The following is a 15,803-nucleotide window of genomic DNA, read 5'->3' on the forward strand; positions in this document are numbered from 1 at the left end:
CTTCTATGGGAAAGGTTAACAATAAACCCAAATTTATTCCTTGTGGACTACCGGTGGACTAAAAACGTTAAGGTAGAAGCAAAATAAAAACGCAACCTCCTTATTTGTAAGCGGTTGCGTTTCATTTTTATTTAATCTTAGTGACCTCGCCAGGATTCAAACCTGGAACCTTCTGAGCCGTAATCAGATGCGCTATTCAGTTGCGCCACGAGGCCTTGTGTAATGACTTACCTGTTTCGGTAAGCGGGTGCAAATATAATCTATTTTATAAAAAACAAAAACAATTCCTTAGAAAATAAAGGCATATTATTTCTTTAGCATGGGCTGCAATACATTCCACACATTTTCGGCCAGGATCCTGTGGCCTTCGGCAGTAGGATGTATCCCGTCTTCCTGGTTGAGTTTGAGATTTCCCGCCACCTCTTCGAGTAAGAAGGGGATAAGTTTAACTTCATTTTTTTCGGCTAAATCAGGAAATATGCTCCTAAATGCAGCCGTATATTCCGGGCCCATATTTGGTGGGATTTGCATGCCTGCCAAAATGATTTGGCTATCGGGATATTTCTTGAGCACATGATCTATGATCTCCTGAAGATTTTTTCGAGTCTCCTCCGGTGAAATTCCCCGGAGACCATCATTTGCACCTAGTTCAAGCACAAAAATATCCACCTCCTGGTTTAGAACCCAGTCAACTCGGTTCTTACCGCTCGCAGTCGTCTCTCCGCTGAGTCCGGCATTGACGACATTGTACTTGAATCCGAGAGAATCCAGCCTCGCCTGTATTACAGCCGGAAAGGCCTCATTGGGATCAAGTCCCATTCCGGCTGTAAGACTGTCGCCAAAGAATAGTATTGTTTTTGTTTTTCCTTCTTCATTTGACTGCTCTTTGTTTTCCTTTTCTTCTACAGGTTTTTCCTGCTCCTGCTTTTGATCTCCACAGGATAGGAAAAGAACTATTACGAACAGCAGGTGAAGGGGGTTTAAGTTTCTCATGGTTTCAAGCATCATATTCAAAATCAAATCCTTATTTTTCTTGTTCTAATATAGAAAAAAGAGGATGGCCAGGATATTAAACGTGAATAATTTGGAGAAAAGCTATTCCAGTGGCTCTAAACAGCTGAAAGTGCTTCAGGATATAAGTTTTAACGTAGAAGAAAGGGAGACCTTTGCAATAGTAGGCCCCTCGGGAAGTGGGAAAACCACTCTGTTAGGTCTTTGTGCAGGGTTGGATAGGCCCGATTCCGGAGAAATTTCCCTTTGCGGCACGAACATTAATTTGCTAAATGAAGACCAACGCGCTGTACTTAGGAACAAAAAGGTAGGTTTCGTTTTTCAGGATTTTCAGTTGCTGCAAACCTTAACTGCTTTAGAGAATGTTAGTGTTCCTCTGGAATTACAAGGAGAAAAACACGCTTCTGTAACTGCCCGGGACTTGCTTGAAAAAGTAGGATTGGGTGACCGGTTGCATCATTATCCTTCTCAGCTTTCGGGGGGCGAGCAGCAAAGAGTGGCAGTCGCCAGGGCATTTTCGAATCGCCCGGATATTCTTTTTGCTGACGAACCTACGGGAAATCTTGATGCCATTACCGGGGAAAAGGTGGAGCAGCTTCTTTTTGATCTAAACAAAGAACTGGGAACCACACTTGTCATAGTGACCCATGATATTGAACTGGCACAAAAGACACGGAAGATCCTGAGGTTAAAGGGAGGTAAAATAGTTTCAAAAGATATTTCGGCATCATGAAAAATGACATGAGCACAGGTTCTTCCAATAGTTCGGTTACCTGGCTTTTTAAGATGGCCTGGAGGGATGGGAAAGCTAGCAGCAGGAAACTGGCACTGTTTATGGCTTCTATCGTGCTCGGGATTGCCGCAGTGGTAGCGATCCAGTCTTTTGGAGAAAACCTGAAAGATAATATTGACCTGCAGTCAAAGTCCCTCATGGGAGCCGATTTTATTATTGACAGTGATAACCCTCCCAATGAAAGGGTGCAACAGATCATTGATTCCCTTGGTGGTGCTGATGCCAGGGAGATCAGGTTTTCTTCTATGGCTGCATTTTTAAAGGATGGAGCCACAAAATTAGTTCAGGTAAGGGGAATAGAGGGCGATTTTCCATTTTACGGAGAGTTGGAAACAACTCCACCATCTGCAGCAACCGATTTCAGGACTCGCGACGTGGCCCTGGTCGATGCTACGGTTATGGCGCAGCTGAAGGTGCAGCCTGGTGACAGTATCAAAATAGGAGCAGTTAAACTACCGGTTGGTGGCGCTCTGAATTCCGTACCCGGGAGTTCATCTTTATTCAGTTCCGTGGCTCCCCCTGTGATCATCCCGTATAAATACATTGCTGAATCTGGCCTTGTGCAAAGGGGCAGCCGAATTGATTATGAATATTATTTCGTGGCTGAAGCAGGTACTTCCATGGAAGAGCTAGAAGAAAGGCTTGAGCCTGTTCTCGATGAAAATGATGCCGATCTTGACACCCACACTTCTACCAGTGAACGCCTGGGGCGCAGGTATGAGAATTTCGCCAAATTCTTGAACCTGGTCGCTTTCATTGCCTTGCTGTTGGGATGTGTGGGGATTGCCAGTGCCATACACATTTACATCAAAGGAAAGCTAAAGGCTGTGGCTTTATTGAAATGCCTTGGAGCGACCCGGAAACAGACCTTTTTGATCTATCTGATTCAGATCGCGGGAATGGGATTTTTAGGAGGAATTATTGGAACGGTTACGGGGCTGTTGCTGCAAGGTCTTTTTCCAATGGTGCTTGGAGATTTTCTTCCTTTTGAGGTTGAGATCACCTATTCGGCACAACCTGTCTTTTTGGGGATACTGTTAGGGATTTTTATGTCATTGCTGTTCGCTTTTTATCCTTTAATGGGAACTCTCTATGTTTCACCTTTACAAACTCTTCGGGTGCAGGAGAAAGAAGTTGCCCAATCCCGGAAATCTGCTATCCTGGTTTCATTTGGGATATTTCTTTTCATTTTTCTCTTTTCCTACTGGTTACTGGGTGACCTTAAGTATGCTGCCGGCTTTGTGACAGGAATTTTAGTAACCTTTTCTATTCTGGCAGGAATAGCCCGAGTGTTTATGAAGCTGATAAGGAAATATTTCCCCACCTCATGGGGTTTTGCATCCCGTCAAAGTTTAAGGAATCTTTTTCGGCCTCAAAACCAAACCCTCACCCTGGTACTTGCCATTGGAGTTGGAACTTTCCTCATCAGTACCCTTTATTTCACTAAAGACCTCTTACTTGCCCAGGCATCAATTGAAGGCAAGGCAGATAGTCCTAATATGATCCTGCTTGATGTTCAGACAACACAGGAGGAAGGTGTTGCTTCTACTATTAGGCAGCAAGGCTTCCCGTTAATTAATTCTATTCCAATAGTGACCATGAGGGTACAAAACATTAATGGCGTACCGGTGAATGAACTTCGTAAGGATACTACCTCAGGAATTAATCAGTGGGTGTTCAATCATGAATTTAGGGTTACTTACAGGGATTCACTTATTTCTTCGGAAACTCTCAAAGAGGGCAGGTGGGTCTCAGAAGCGAAGGGTAGAAAATATATACCCATTTCTGTAAGTGATGGTTTTGCCGAAAGTGCAAAAGTAGGAGTGGGAGATACCTTGGGCTTCAACATTCAGGGGGTTGTAATGTCCACAGTTGTCCAAAGTGTGAGGACAGTGGATTGGGCAAGAATGCAGCTGAATTTTTCGCTCGTTTTCCCTAACGGTGTGCTCGAGGATGCACCTCAATTTAGGGTGCTTACCACAAAAGTACCAGATGATCAGGCGTCAGCTGGATTGCAGCGGGAATTGGTTCGACTATTTCCCAATATCTCCATAATTGATCTAAGGCAGGTGCTCACGGTGATCGGGGACATCCTTGATAAGATCTCACTGCTCATCAATTTCATGGCATTCTTCAGTATATTCACAGGGATCATTGTTTTGCTGGGTGCTGTAAGAACCAGTAAATATCAAAGAATCAGGGAAAGTGTGTTACTCAGGACCCTCGGGGCAAAAAGCAAGCAGATCCTAAAGATCGCTGCTCTTGAATATCTCTACCTGGGGGCGTTGGGCAGTTTATCAGGTATATTTTTATCTCTGGTCAGTAGTCAATTGCTGGCATGGTTGTTATTTGATACCCGGTTCTTTCCGTCAATGGTTCCATTCATTATCATTTTTCCGGCCATTACTTTACTCGTGTTGGCTATTGGACTGGGAAATAGCATAGGAATAATTAAAAGCCCGCCACTGGAGGTGCTTCGGAAGGAGGCGCGTTAAAGGGAAATGATCGGAAATGATGTTGTTGAGAAAAAATTTAGGTTTTCTTAAGGCTTCTGCTATATTTGTTTCATGGCTAAACTAGACGGGATTATAGCTGATTTCGCCTCCTTCGTGTGGGGACTTCCGCTTTTAATATTACTTACCGGGGGCGGATTATATCTGCTGATTTATTCAAAATTTCTTCCTTACAGATACCTTAGGCATTCCATCGAGGTGCTGCGAGGAAAATATGACAATCCCGATGACCCCGGGGAGATCAATCATTTCAAAGCACTTTCAACAGCCCTGGCTTCAACTATTGGTATGGGCAATATCGCGGGAGTGGCTGTCGCGATCGCCATTGGTGGGCCTGGTGCCATGTTCTGGCTCTGGGTAAGTGCGGTCATTGGGATGGCAACCAAATTTTTCACCAATACCCTGGCGGTAATGTACCGGGGTCGTGATACCAAAGGCGAATTACAAGGAGGACCCATGTATTTCATCATCGAAGGTCTTGGAAAAAAATGGTGGATCATGGCGGCCTTTTTCAGTGTGGCGGGACTCATTGGAGCACTTCCGGTATTTAATGTGAACCAGCTTACTCAGGCAATAAATTACATCCTTCTTACACCGAATGGGATTGAAGTGGATTTCACTTCCAATCTTATCGTTGGTTTGATCCTCGCGGCAATTACTTCAGTTGTAATTTTTGGTGGTTTGAATAGAATCAGTAATACCGTTTCAAGGCTTGTGCCTGCAATGGTCGCGCTTTATTTCCTTTCGGTATTGATCATTCTTATTGTGAATTTTGAAGTAGTGCCAAAATATTTTACACTTATTTTCACCGATGCTTTTGCTGCGAATAATTATAGCGGAGAACCATTTTTAGGAGGTGTGTTAGGCGGAATTATAATTTTAGGTATCAGACGGGGAGCTTTCTCGAATGAAGCAGGGATTGGTACTGCGCCAATGGCTCACGGGGCGGCTAAGACTACCGAGCCTGTACGTGAAGGACTGGTGGCTATGTTAGGTCCGGCGATTGATACTTTGGTGGTTTGTACCTTAACGGGGATGGCAATCCTGGTAACAGGAGTTTGGCAGACTACAGATGTTAATGGAGTTAGTTTGACAGCGGCTGCTTTTGATGCTTCTATACCGGTCTACGGAAATTATCTCTTGTTATTATGCATCGCTATTTTTAGTATTTCTTCCCTGTTCTCCTATTCTTACTACGGAACAAAGTGTCTTTCCTTCTTGCTGGGTGCTGAGAGGAAGCATTACTATAATTACTTTTATGTTCTTAGTATCCTGATAGGGGCGACCACTTCGTTGAGTATGATGATCAATTTGATCGACGGATTTTTCGCGCTAATGGCCATCCCTACCATGACGGCTACGCTCATTATGGCTCCAAGGGTAATGAAGGAAGCAAAGAAATATTTTGCCAAACTGAAGATCTAATAGTCAAAGGGAACTACCCTTTTCTCTTTATTGCTCTGTTGAGCCAGTTCAATGACCCTTACCACGTCTGCAGCCTGCTGTGGAGTGACGAGTAAGCTTTCCTTTTGTATGATTGCGTTATACACGTTTTGGTAAGGGATCCTGTAATCTCCTGGTTCGCTTTTGATTACTTTATCCTCATCGAGGGTATTTAGTTTACCCCAAATATTATCCGGTTCCTCACCCCAATTAGGATCTTGATTCGGTATTTTGCCTTTTTTGATTGCTTCCTCCTGGACATCGGCGCCATATTTCACAAAACTGCCACGGGTGCCTAAAAGGCTGTAAGTAGCTCCTTTTTCTTTTACAAGGGTACCAGCTTTCAAAGTGACTTTTAAATAGGGATAAAACAGTAAGAGTTCAAAATTATCGGGAACATGGGCGCCATCCCGCTGCTGCCTGATGTCGGCAAAGATCTCTTTGGGGTTTCCGAAGGTAGATAAAGCCTGGTCGATCAAATGGCTTCCAAGATCGTAGAGTATACCGCTTCCGGGAAGTTCTGGTTTTTCCTTCCAGCTATCTTTGATGTTATTTCTGAAGCGATCAAAGTGTGCTTCATATTCAACTAATCTGCCCAAAAGGCCTTCAGAAATGATCTTTTTGACCGTTCGAATATCACTGTCCCATCTTCGATTGTGGTTTACGCTTAAGATCAGGTCTTTTGTTCGGGCTAGTTCAATAAGTTCTTCTGCCTCCTTATAGCTTGTGGTAAAAGGTTTTTCCACCACCACATGTTTTCCCGCTTGTAAAGCCTTTTTAGCAAATTCGTAATGAAGAAAATTAGGAAGGAGAACGATCACCAGTTCAATTTCCGGATCTTTCAGCATGTCTTCATAATTGGAAACCACTGTTGCCTGCGTAAAATCCTTTTTAGCCCACCTGATGTTTTCAGGATTTGAAGTTAATATCTGTTGCACCGAAAATCCTTCGATACTCTTTATAATAGGTGCGTTATAGATCCTGCCTCCTGAACCATATCCTGCCAGGCCGATATTTACTTGCTTCATTAAAGAAAGAGTAGTTTTACCCGGATTGTCTTTCGAAAATCGGGAAGTTTTAAATGTAAATTTAATAAGACCCAGCTGAAATACTAGGAAAGGGCAATGAAATTATGACTGAAAGACGTCGGATTCTTTGCTTAAGATCAAAGATCTTAGCTGAGGCAATTCCTTAATTTTTTCAAGATGTGAAACCTTTAAAGGTTTATGACAAAATCCGATTACCTGCTCAAACTCCTGTGCCATGCGCTTGTCTACAGTGCAAATGGAGGAAGTGACCAGCACCACATAAATGGAGCAGGCCAGTGAATTTTTCCGAAGTTCCTTTAGAAAATCCCATCCGTTTAGAACAGGCATATTGATATCCAGGAGTAATAAAAAGTTATTCCCGGGCTTATTTTTGGCATATAGATAATCAAGTGCCTTTTTTCCATTGAAAAAAGGTATTGGAGGTTGCAGGTGGTTAGATAGTAAATGCTTGTGCATTAAGGATACTACCTTATCATCATCTACCACTAAGATTTCAAAGTCATTCTGATTAGGCATGGGCTTCCATTTCTTCGGTCTTTCCAACAATACTTCTAATGATCCCATCAAGTTCTTCGGCAGACTCTCTTATGTGATACAACACCTGTTCGCGGCTCATTGCCTCGTGGTCGTCATTTTCCAGTAAATTTAAAAGGCCTTTTATTCGTGCCAGTGGAGCGCGAACACTGTGGGACTGTTCCCATGCAATATCTTTAAGAACAGAATTCTGCTTCTTTATCTTTCCAATGAGAGTTCTGAATTTGGTTACATCCAGTACGGCACCTACCATTCTTGTCGCCGTTCCGTTTTCATCCCTTAAGATATAACCACGGTCATGAACAAATGCAAGCTCCCCGTTTGCCTTAATAAGCCTGTATTCCAATTCCCATTTTTCTTGTGTAGGATCTGAAAGAATTTCTTTTAGTGAGGTGCGAATTCTGTGTTGATCTTTTGGGAAAACTTTGGTGAGCCAGAATGAATGAACAGAGGTAGCCTGGTTTGTGTCGTAGCCAAAAATTTCTTTATAACCTTTATTTCTGGTTACCGAATCTGTTGCTATTTCCCAGTCCCAGATCATTTCATTGGTCGCCTTCATTGCCATCTGGAATCGTTGGTTGGCAATTTTCAGAGCTTCTTTTTTTGCGGTTATATCAGAAATATCACTGGTGGCACCAATCAATCTAATTGCTTTTCCCGAGTGATCCCTTAGAATGTAACCTTTGTCGCTCACTTTTGCGTAGCTGCCATCAGCTCTTCGGAATCTGTATTCGGTCTTAATGAACGATTGCGAGGGGTCATTAAGTACAACTGATAATTTTTTCTTTTCATTCGGAAAATCTTCCGGGTGAACCTTAGTTTTCCAGAAATCCCGCTGGTTGACTTCTTCCGAAGTATAACCGAACAGTTTTTTAAGTCCTCTATGGAATCGATTTACCTCCCTGGTTTGAAGGTCCCAGTCGTAGAGAAGGTCTTCCGTAGCGGTTGCGGCCAATTGATAACGCTCATTAATATTCTCAATTTCACGAGCCTGTTCAATAATTGTTGTGATATCCCTTGAATTCGACACGATACCTTGAACAGACGAGTCTTGCATCATGTTGGTCGCTGTGGTTTGCAGCCACCTGTATTCTCCCTGTTTGTTCCTGAACCTGAAAGGTGAGATCTTAACTTGTTTTACCTCATGAAGTTCCAGAAATTGCTCTCGTACACGTTCCCAGTCCTCAGGGTGAATGAACTCTGATGCATTTTTACCGGTAAGCTCTGCTGGGGCGATCCCTAAGATATTCTTGTGGTTTTCACTTACAAAAAAGTGGTTTCCCTTTGGGTCAAGAATGGTGATTAGATCTGATCCTTCCTGAACCAGGGATCTGAACTTTTGTTCGCTTCTTTTGAGATCTTCCTCTCGTTTCTTTACCTTAAGTAGAGCTTCCCGCTTTTCAAAAGCATTTGTGAGGTTGTTGGTAAGACTTCTTAAAAAAGTGATTTCATCTTGATTCCATTCTCTTTCTCTGGTACAATCATCAAAGCCAATAAAACCATACAGGTCATCTTCCATAAAAATGGGGAGTAACAACATGGATTTTATATCCTGGTCTGTAAAGATTTCCTTCATCATGCCATCTGAGAGTTTGCTCAAGGTGGCGTTAAAAGGCTGGTTCTTTGTTAGGGGAGATATGATTTCTTCGATCTTTTTGATCGGCATATTTTGCATCTCAGGATTGTTGAGCTGTGCGGTAGCCTTTTCACTGCACCATTCTACCTTTTGACTAATGAGTATCTCGTTGGTCTCAGGATCCCTATCTGCTCCAAAATAGTACATACGGTCTGCCTCCACAGTTCTTCCAATGATCTCAAATGTTTTATGAAGTGCATCCTCGTTCAGTTCATTTTCCATGAGGGAACTAATAAAGGCAGCGTTAACCTCCAGGAAACGGCTTTTTTCTATAATGACCTTTTCAGATTCCCTGATGCCTGAAATATCTTTGGCTATTCCATGCACTTCTGCGATCTTTCCGTCAATTACCATAGGCATTAACAGTATTTTCAAGATCAGTAAATTTCCTTTCGCAGAAATAAAATCTGCCTCAAATGACAGGGTGTGGCCTTTGGAGGCCTGCACGAATTGAGAAAAGATATATTCTTTATCATTAGGAGCACAAAATGGTAAAAAATCCATTTTCAGGATTTGCTCTAATGGAATGTCAGCCATCTTTGCGAGTCCTTCGTTTGCATGAAGGAAATTTCCCTGTAGATCTAGCCTGAAGAGTCCGTCTGGGTTCGATCTTATAAAGTTTCTATATTGCTGTCTGTTGACAGCAATTTCCATTTTCAATTCTTTTTCACGCTTTTCAAAAGAAAACTCAAGCGTATTGTCTTTTATGGTGTGCAGTATTACTTCTAGTTCGCCTTTTTCATTCAGTAAAGGGATGTTTTTGATCTCCCATTGACGATCTCCGCAAGTTTCAATTCCTCTTATTGAGATATCATAACCACCTGAAGTAAGTGCATGGGGTTTTGCAGTATCTAAAACCAATTGGAAGGACTGCTGGATAGGGGAGTTGTCTTCTAAATTCTCCTTTGTATTATAAGGGATTATTTCCTTAGCATCCTTACCTACCAGATCTTCTGTGATCGTACCGGTCAATACTAGGTAGGGTTCATTGACATCTATAACGAAAAGTCCTCCATTGGGATTGGGTTTAAGAACCAGGCACGCCACAGGTAAGGCCTTAAAGATCTCATTCCAGTTGCTTATATTCATTCTCTCTTTCAGGCTGAAATTCTTTCGGTTTCCACCTTGTTTGTAGGGGTCGAAAAAGAAAGGGATTTTCTTAAGGTTTTGTTAATTTATCAAGCTAAAGATAGAATTAATTTTTGATTATAAAAACAACTTACTCATAAACTGCAGATTTAAAGGGTTGTACGGCCGTTTAAGGAGTGTTTATTTTATTGTTGGAAAGTAAATTCGTACAAAATGTTTTAACAAATTATGTTTTTTAGTTCTCCGTTAGATAACGTTAAAAGTTATACTGCCGATGAGAATTTTAGTCAAATTAGTTCTTCCTGGTGTTTTGAAGAATCGTTACCTGTGGTAGTCTCAATTTTCTCCTTGATCAGTTTTTTAAGCGATCGTAGTTCAGTAATATGTCCTGCAATAATGGCTTTGTGACGGATCAAAATTTCACGACAATTTCCATCATTGATATTGGAGAGAGCCCTTTTATATTTAGAAAGACTTTGTTTGTATAACTTCAGGTTTTTTCGAACATTTTTGAGTTTGTTCTCATGTGATATCTCTGACCATCGACTTTCATATGTTGAGGTTGGGATATAGGGCTTTTTTTCACCTAGTTCATTTAATTGGTCACCCAGTTCTATGGCAAATTGAGAACGTTTGGCAGCTAGTTTTTGGAAATAATGTCGAAGAGAAATTTCTGAAATGGTTTCCATAGTTGCACGACAGTGTTTGGCTACCGTGAAATTATCATTGATAAGAAAATGTAATTGTTTTATCTTTTTTGAATTTGAAACTTCCATGACTCCCCTCCTAATTTCTACAGACCTAAAATTTCTAATAATATAAGAAAATTAAGGCGGTTAAAACATTGATAAACAGTTAATTAACCATAATTTAATGAACCGTGTATTACTGTTAAAATACTGTGTATCTTATTCTATTTTTAGAAAAAAAATCGTTTAAAAAATATTTTTTAAACGATTTCAATAAAAAGCTGTTAATTCGTCATTTGCATCAGGCTTTCGCTTTTCTGTTTAGACGGTCTTCTGCCATGTCGGTAAGAGTGTTATCTGCTTTATATTCTTCATCTAAAGTCTTCTGAAGTTTGTCGGCAATTTTATCAAGGCCAAGCTCTTTAGCTAGCCGAACTGCTGTTCCGTATCCGGAGATTTCATAGTGTTCAACCCGTTGTGCTTCAGCGATTATTCCTGCATCCATAACTTCTTTTTCGGCATCTTCTTTCAGGAAAGATTCAGCTTCTTTCACCAATCCCTGCATTGCTTTGCAGGTTTCCCCAGTGGGTTTGATTCCCATCTCTTCGCAGATCTCCTCCAGCCGTTGTACATGTTTTTCAGTTTCTTTTAAATGCTTTTCAATTGCTTTTTTTAATTTGTCATCACTGGCAGTATCTTTTAGTTTTGGCATGGCGCGTAAAATTTGATTTTCTGCACTATAAAGATCTTTTAACTCGTGCTCAAACAGGTCTTTTAAATTTTTCATTTTCATATAGTTTTTAGTTTTATTAAAAGTAACTATTGGGCCTTTTTCAATTAGTTAATTGGGTGGTAATTATTTGTTGCTAGTATGCCAATCTGATGTAGGAATTTCCAGCATTAATGCCATTTTTCAGTTATTATTCGCTTAGAAAATTTTATCTTCGTGACTTCAAAATTGAGATCATGTTCAAGATTCAGGATTATATACGCGACATTCAAAATTTTCCCAAACCAGGGATCGTTTACAAGGATATCACCCCCTTACTGCAAGATCCTGTTGCTGCAAGGAAAACCACCGATGCTTTGTTGGAGACTCTGGGAGATGTCAAAGTGGATAAGGTAGTTGGGATTGAGTCACGTGGTTTCTTTTTTGCAACACTTCTTGCTGAAAGATTAAATGCAGGTTTCATTCCAATTCGTAAGCCGGGGAAATTACCATATGAGACCTTTAGTGAGAGTTACTCACTTGAATATGGCGAGGATGTTTTAGAGATTCATTGTGATGCCATTAAACCCGGTGAAAAAGTACTTCTCCATGATGACGTACTGGCTACAGGTGGTACTGCAGAGGCTGCTTGTAAATTAATTGAAAAAATGGGAGGGGAGATCGTACAATGTAACTTTCTTATGGATCTTGATTTTCTTAAGGGAAAGGAAAAACTAAAAAAGTATAAGGTAGCCTCGCTCCTTACAGTTTAGTCCAAAGCACGTTTTGTAACCCACAGTTTCCAGCCGATTATTCCCATTTGAATTTTGGAGGCTTTGGCCAGGTCCAGGCGTTTCTTTGAATAACTAGGTAATACTTTTTTATTAAGCTTAGCCAGAAGTTTAAAGATCTTTTTTTTCATTTCTGTTAATTTATCACGGGCAAAGATCGGTTTTTAACAATTGTAAAGTTATTATTTTTTTAGAACTTGTTCTAGATACCGATTTTCCTGTTGAATAAGGTTTCCAATGGGAATCTATTATCTTCGCAAAAAAAAATTCATGAGCATTCTTTATATTTTCCTGGGATTTGTTTTGTTGGTTGTAGGTGGGGAATTCCTTGTACGTTCCTCGGTAGCAATATCTTTCAAACTCAATCTTTCTAGAATGGTAATTGGTCTTACCGTAGTTTCTTTTGCTACCTCGGCACCCGAATTACTGGTAAGTCTGCAGGCAGCTCTTAACGGTTTTTCTGATATTTCACTTGGAAATGTAATTGGCTCTAACATAGCAAATATTGGCCTGGTCCTAGGGATTACAGCGATCATTTCACCTCTCATGGTAGATCGGGATTTTTACCGGTTCAACTGGCCGATCATGATGATATTCTCTATTGTCCTGTATTTTTTTCTTTCTTCGGAATTAGTTCTTTCCAGGATAGAAGGGCTTGCATTATTCTTGGGTATTGCGCTGTATCTTATTCTATTAATAAGAAGAGCGCGTAAAAAACCAGATGTGCAGACCGAGGAAGTAGATCCATCCTTAATGCGCACCTCTAATTTCAAAGTTATAATATGGTTATTGATTGGGGGTGGGGCTCTTTACGGTGGATCAGAATTATTGGTTACGGGTGCAGTAGATCTGGCCTCCCGTCTGGGGGTGAGTGAAAGAGTGATCTCGGTTACCATGATCGCGGTAGGAACCAGTGTTCCTGAATTAGCGGCATCGGTAATCGCTGCATTAAAACAAGAAAAAGCAATTTCCCTGGGTAACCTTATTGGATCTAATATTTTCAATATCGCTTCGGTTTTGGGGATAACAGCTATGATACAACCAATCGCGGTGGTCTCAACAGCTACTCTTACCAGTGATATCTTCTGGATGCTGGGAGTGTCCTTTATATTAATTCCCCTGGCTTTCCTTCCGAAGAAGTTTATGGTAGGAAGAATAAAAGGCCTGGTTTTATTCGTTGGCTATGTAATTTTTGTCAGTTTGGCCTTTATCAATTAAAAAATAAGGGGGTTAATCATAAATTTTTTCAAAAACTTTACAAACTACCTCTAAAAAAATAGGGGGTATTGTAAAAACGTGTACATTTGTGGCCATCAACACACAAACAATTTTTTATAATTATGGCCACATTACGATTTCAAGCCTTAAAAGAAACCCTTAACCGTAAGCCGGTTGAAGTAGAAGAAAAAGAGCGTCGTTCAGAATTATTCGGAAAAAATGTATTTACCGAGAGCGTGATGCGTCAATTCCTTACCAAGGAAGCATACCAAAGCGTTAAAGAGGCGAATGCTACCGGAAAAAAGATCGACCGCACGATCGCCGATCATATTTCTACAGGAATGAAGGAATGGGCGATCTCTAAAGGTGCTACTCACTACACTCACTGGTTCCAGCCTTTGACAGGTACTACTGCTGAAAAGCACGATGCGTTTTTCGAAACTATTGGAGATGGTTTGGCAATTGAAAAATTTGGAGGTGGACAATTAGTACAACAAGAACCCGATGCTTCCAGTTTTCCTCATGGAGGGATAAGAAATACTTTCGAAGCTCGTGGTTATACGGCATGGGATCCTACTTCTCCTGCGTTTATCTATGGAACTACCCTTTGTATTCCAAGTGTTTTCGTTTCATATACTGGAGATGCACTGGATTTTAAAACTCCGCTTTTAAGAGCCTTACAGGTAATTGACCAGGCTGCGACCGATGTTGCAAAATATTTTGATAAGAACGTTACTAAGGTACAGGCGACATTAGGTTGGGAGCAGGAATACTTCCTTATTGATTCGGCGTTGGCTGCATCAAGACCAGATATTCAACTTGCCGGAAGAACATTACTAGGTCATTCTCCTGCAAAAGGTCAGCAGTTGGATGATCATTATTTTGGTTCTATCCCTCCGCGTGTACTTTCTTTCATGAGGGAACTTGAGAAAGAATGTATGGTGTTAGGAGTGCCGGTTAAGACCCGTCACAATGAGGTGGCACCAAACCAGTTTGAACTGGCTCCTATTTTTGAGGAGGCAAACCTTGCGGTAGACCACAATTCTTTGTTGATGGATATTATGCAGCGTGTTGCTGAACGTCACAATTTTGTGGTTCTTTTTCATGAGAAACCATTCGCCGGGATTAACGGAAGTGGAAAACATAACAACTGGTCTTTGAGTACAGATACAGGAGTAAACCTTTTAGGTCCTGGATCAACTCCTATGAAGAACCTGCAATTCCTTACATTCTTTATCAACACCATTAAAGCGGTGCATGATAACGAGGAATTGTTGAGAGCCACTATTGCAAGTGCTTCCAATGATCACCGCCTGGGTGCGAATGAAGCTCCACCGGCAATTATTTCTACTTTCATCGGATCTCAATTGACAGAAGTGCTTGATGAACTTGAAAAAGTTACGGACGGGAAACTATCTCCACAGGAAAAAACAGAATTAAAATTGAACGTAGTGGGGAAGATCCCTGAGATCCTTCTTGACAATACAGACAGAAACAGAACTTCTTCTTTCGCCTTTACAGGTAATAAATTTGAGTTCAGAGCGGTAGGTTCTACAGCAAACTGTGCTCAACCAATGACTGTTTTGAATACCATTGTTGGTAAACAACTTATTGAGTTCAAAAAAGAAGTAGACAGTCTTATCAAGGGCAAAAAAATGAAGAAAGATGATGCTATCTTCAATGTCCTGAGAGAATACATTAAAGATTCTAAGAATATTCGTTTTGAAGGAGACGGTTATTCTCAAGATTGGGAAAAGGAAGCTGAAAAGAGAGGGTTGAGCAACAACAAAAATACTCCTGAAGCTTTGAAGGCTATGGTGACTGAAAAAAACATTGCTCTTTTCGCTGACTTAAATGTGATGAACAAGGTTGAGGTAGAGGCTCGTTATGAGATCGAACTGGAAGAGTATATTATGAAGATCCAGATCGAAAGCCGAATTCTTGGAGATATTGCTCGCAACCATGTGATCCCGACCTCTATCAGGTATCAGAATATCTTAATTAAGAACGTTCGCGGATTGAAGGATATTTATGGAGATGACTTCAGAAAGTATTCAAAAGAGCAACTGGAGATCGTAGAAGAGATATCAGCTCATATCGCAAAGATCAATTCCGGAATTACTGAAATGATCGAAGCCCGTAAAAAAGCCAATAAAATGGAAGAGGCAGAAGAGAAAGCATTTGCATACTGTAATGATGTAAAACCTTTCTTTGAAACCATCAGGTATCACTGTGATAAGCTTGAGCTGTTGATCGACGATGAGATCTGGCCGCTTACTAAATACAGAGAATTACTTTTTACCAGATAATTCTAACTTGAAATAGAAA

13 protein-coding genes and 1 tRNA gene are annotated in these 15,803 nt (G+C 40.9%); 6 read left to right on the plus strand and 8 right to left on the minus strand.

Annotated features, from left to right (window positions below):
* Positions 1-141: 141 nt before the first annotated feature.
* Together ACFQ1G_RS13700 and ACFQ1G_RS13705 are read right to left on the minus strand one after the other, a co-directional pair.
* Positions 142-215, minus strand: a tRNA-Arg gene (locus ACFQ1G_RS13700).
* A 91-nt stretch (positions 216-306) separates the two neighbouring features.
* Positions 307-993, minus strand: coding sequence for an arylesterase (locus ACFQ1G_RS13705; protein WP_380740460.1), 687 nt, complete (start codon positions 991-993; stop codon positions 307-309).
* A 64-nt stretch (positions 994-1,057) separates the two neighbouring features.
* Between ACFQ1G_RS13705 and ACFQ1G_RS13710 the strand changes: the two genes are divergently transcribed.
* The 3 genes from ACFQ1G_RS13710 to ACFQ1G_RS13720 all read left to right on the plus strand — a co-directional run bounded on the left by ACFQ1G_RS13710 (position 1,058) and on the right by ACFQ1G_RS13720 (position 5,742).
* Positions 1,058-1,744 carry an ABC transporter ATP-binding protein gene (locus ACFQ1G_RS13710; protein ID WP_380740462.1) on the plus strand — a complete coding sequence of 229 codons (687 nt, stop codon included), beginning with the start codon at positions 1,058-1,060 and terminating at the stop codon, positions 1,742-1,744.
* On the plus strand, positions 1,741-4,299 hold the full coding sequence (locus ACFQ1G_RS13715; protein ID WP_380740464.1) for an ABC transporter permease: 2,559 nt from the start codon (positions 1,741-1,743) through the stop codon (positions 4,297-4,299). The genes ACFQ1G_RS13710 and ACFQ1G_RS13715 overlap by 4 nt, the downstream gene beginning before the upstream one ends.
* 72 nt (positions 4,300-4,371) lie before the next feature.
* Positions 4,372-5,742 carry an alanine/glycine:cation symporter family protein gene (locus ACFQ1G_RS13720; RefSeq protein WP_380740466.1) on the plus strand — a complete coding sequence of 457 codons (1,371 nt, stop codon included), beginning with the start codon at positions 4,372-4,374 and terminating at the stop codon, positions 5,740-5,742.
* Here ACFQ1G_RS13720 and ACFQ1G_RS13725 read toward each other — a convergent pair.
* The 5 genes from ACFQ1G_RS13725 to ACFQ1G_RS13745 all read right to left on the minus strand — a co-directional run bounded on the left by ACFQ1G_RS13725 (position 5,739) and on the right by ACFQ1G_RS13745 (position 11,544).
* Entirely contained in the window at positions 5,739-6,788 is a 1,050-nt protein-coding gene (locus ACFQ1G_RS13725; protein ID WP_380740468.1) for a Gfo/Idh/MocA family oxidoreductase, read from the minus strand. The two genes, ACFQ1G_RS13720 and ACFQ1G_RS13725, sit on opposite strands and share 4 nt — an antisense overlap.
* Before the next feature lie 102 nt (positions 6,789-6,890).
* Positions 6,891-7,325 carry a response regulator gene (locus ACFQ1G_RS13730; RefSeq protein ID WP_380740470.1) on the minus strand — a complete coding sequence of 145 codons (435 nt, stop codon included), beginning with the start codon at positions 7,323-7,325 and terminating at the stop codon, positions 6,891-6,893.
* Positions 7,318-10,068: a PAS domain-containing protein gene (locus tag ACFQ1G_RS13735; protein ID WP_380740471.1), complete on the minus strand. Its 2,751-nt coding sequence runs from the start codon at positions 10,066-10,068 to the stop codon at positions 7,318-7,320. Before ACFQ1G_RS13735 ends, ACFQ1G_RS13730 begins: the two co-directional genes overlap by 8 nt.
* Before the next feature lie 287 nt (positions 10,069-10,355).
* On the minus strand, positions 10,356-10,844 hold the full coding sequence (locus tag ACFQ1G_RS13740) for a hypothetical protein (protein WP_380740473.1): 489 nt from the start codon (positions 10,842-10,844) through the stop codon (positions 10,356-10,358).
* 214 nt (positions 10,845-11,058) lie between these two features.
* Entirely contained in the window at positions 11,059-11,544 is a 486-nt protein-coding gene (locus ACFQ1G_RS13745; RefSeq protein WP_380740475.1) for a YciE/YciF ferroxidase family protein, read from the minus strand.
* Between the two features lie 179 nt (positions 11,545-11,723).
* Here ACFQ1G_RS13745 and ACFQ1G_RS13750 point away from each other — a divergent pair, with 179 nt between their 5' ends.
* Positions 11,724-12,239, plus strand: a complete 516-nt coding sequence (locus ACFQ1G_RS13750; protein ID WP_380740477.1) for an adenine phosphoribosyltransferase — start codon at positions 11,724-11,726, stop codon at positions 12,237-12,239.
* Here ACFQ1G_RS13750 and ACFQ1G_RS13755 read toward each other — a convergent pair.
* On the minus strand, positions 12,236-12,388 hold the full coding sequence (locus tag ACFQ1G_RS13755; protein WP_380740479.1) for an SsrA-binding protein: 153 nt from the start codon (positions 12,386-12,388) through the stop codon (positions 12,236-12,238). The genes ACFQ1G_RS13750 and ACFQ1G_RS13755 overlap by 4 nt on opposite strands.
* 139 nt (positions 12,389-12,527) lie before the next feature.
* Here ACFQ1G_RS13755 and ACFQ1G_RS13760 point away from each other — a divergent pair, with 139 nt between their 5' ends.
* Together ACFQ1G_RS13760 and ACFQ1G_RS13765 are read left to right on the plus strand one after the other, a co-directional pair.
* Positions 12,528-13,475 (plus strand): calcium/sodium antiporter, encoded by a 948-nt coding sequence (locus tag ACFQ1G_RS13760; RefSeq protein WP_380740481.1) that lies wholly within the window; start codon positions 12,528-12,530, stop codon positions 13,473-13,475.
* A gap of 122 nt (positions 13,476-13,597) precedes the next feature.
* Positions 13,598-15,784, plus strand: a complete 2,187-nt coding sequence (locus tag ACFQ1G_RS13765) for a glutamine synthetase III family protein (RefSeq protein ID WP_380740483.1) — start codon at positions 13,598-13,600, stop codon at positions 15,782-15,784.
* Positions 15,785-15,803 lie beyond the last annotated feature (19 nt).

Origin of the sequence: Salinimicrobium gaetbulicola, assembly GCF_042676025.1 — a bacterium.
In the GTDB taxonomy this organism is placed as follows: Bacteria; Bacteroidota; Bacteroidia; order Flavobacteriales; family Flavobacteriaceae; genus Salinimicrobium; species Salinimicrobium gaetbulicola.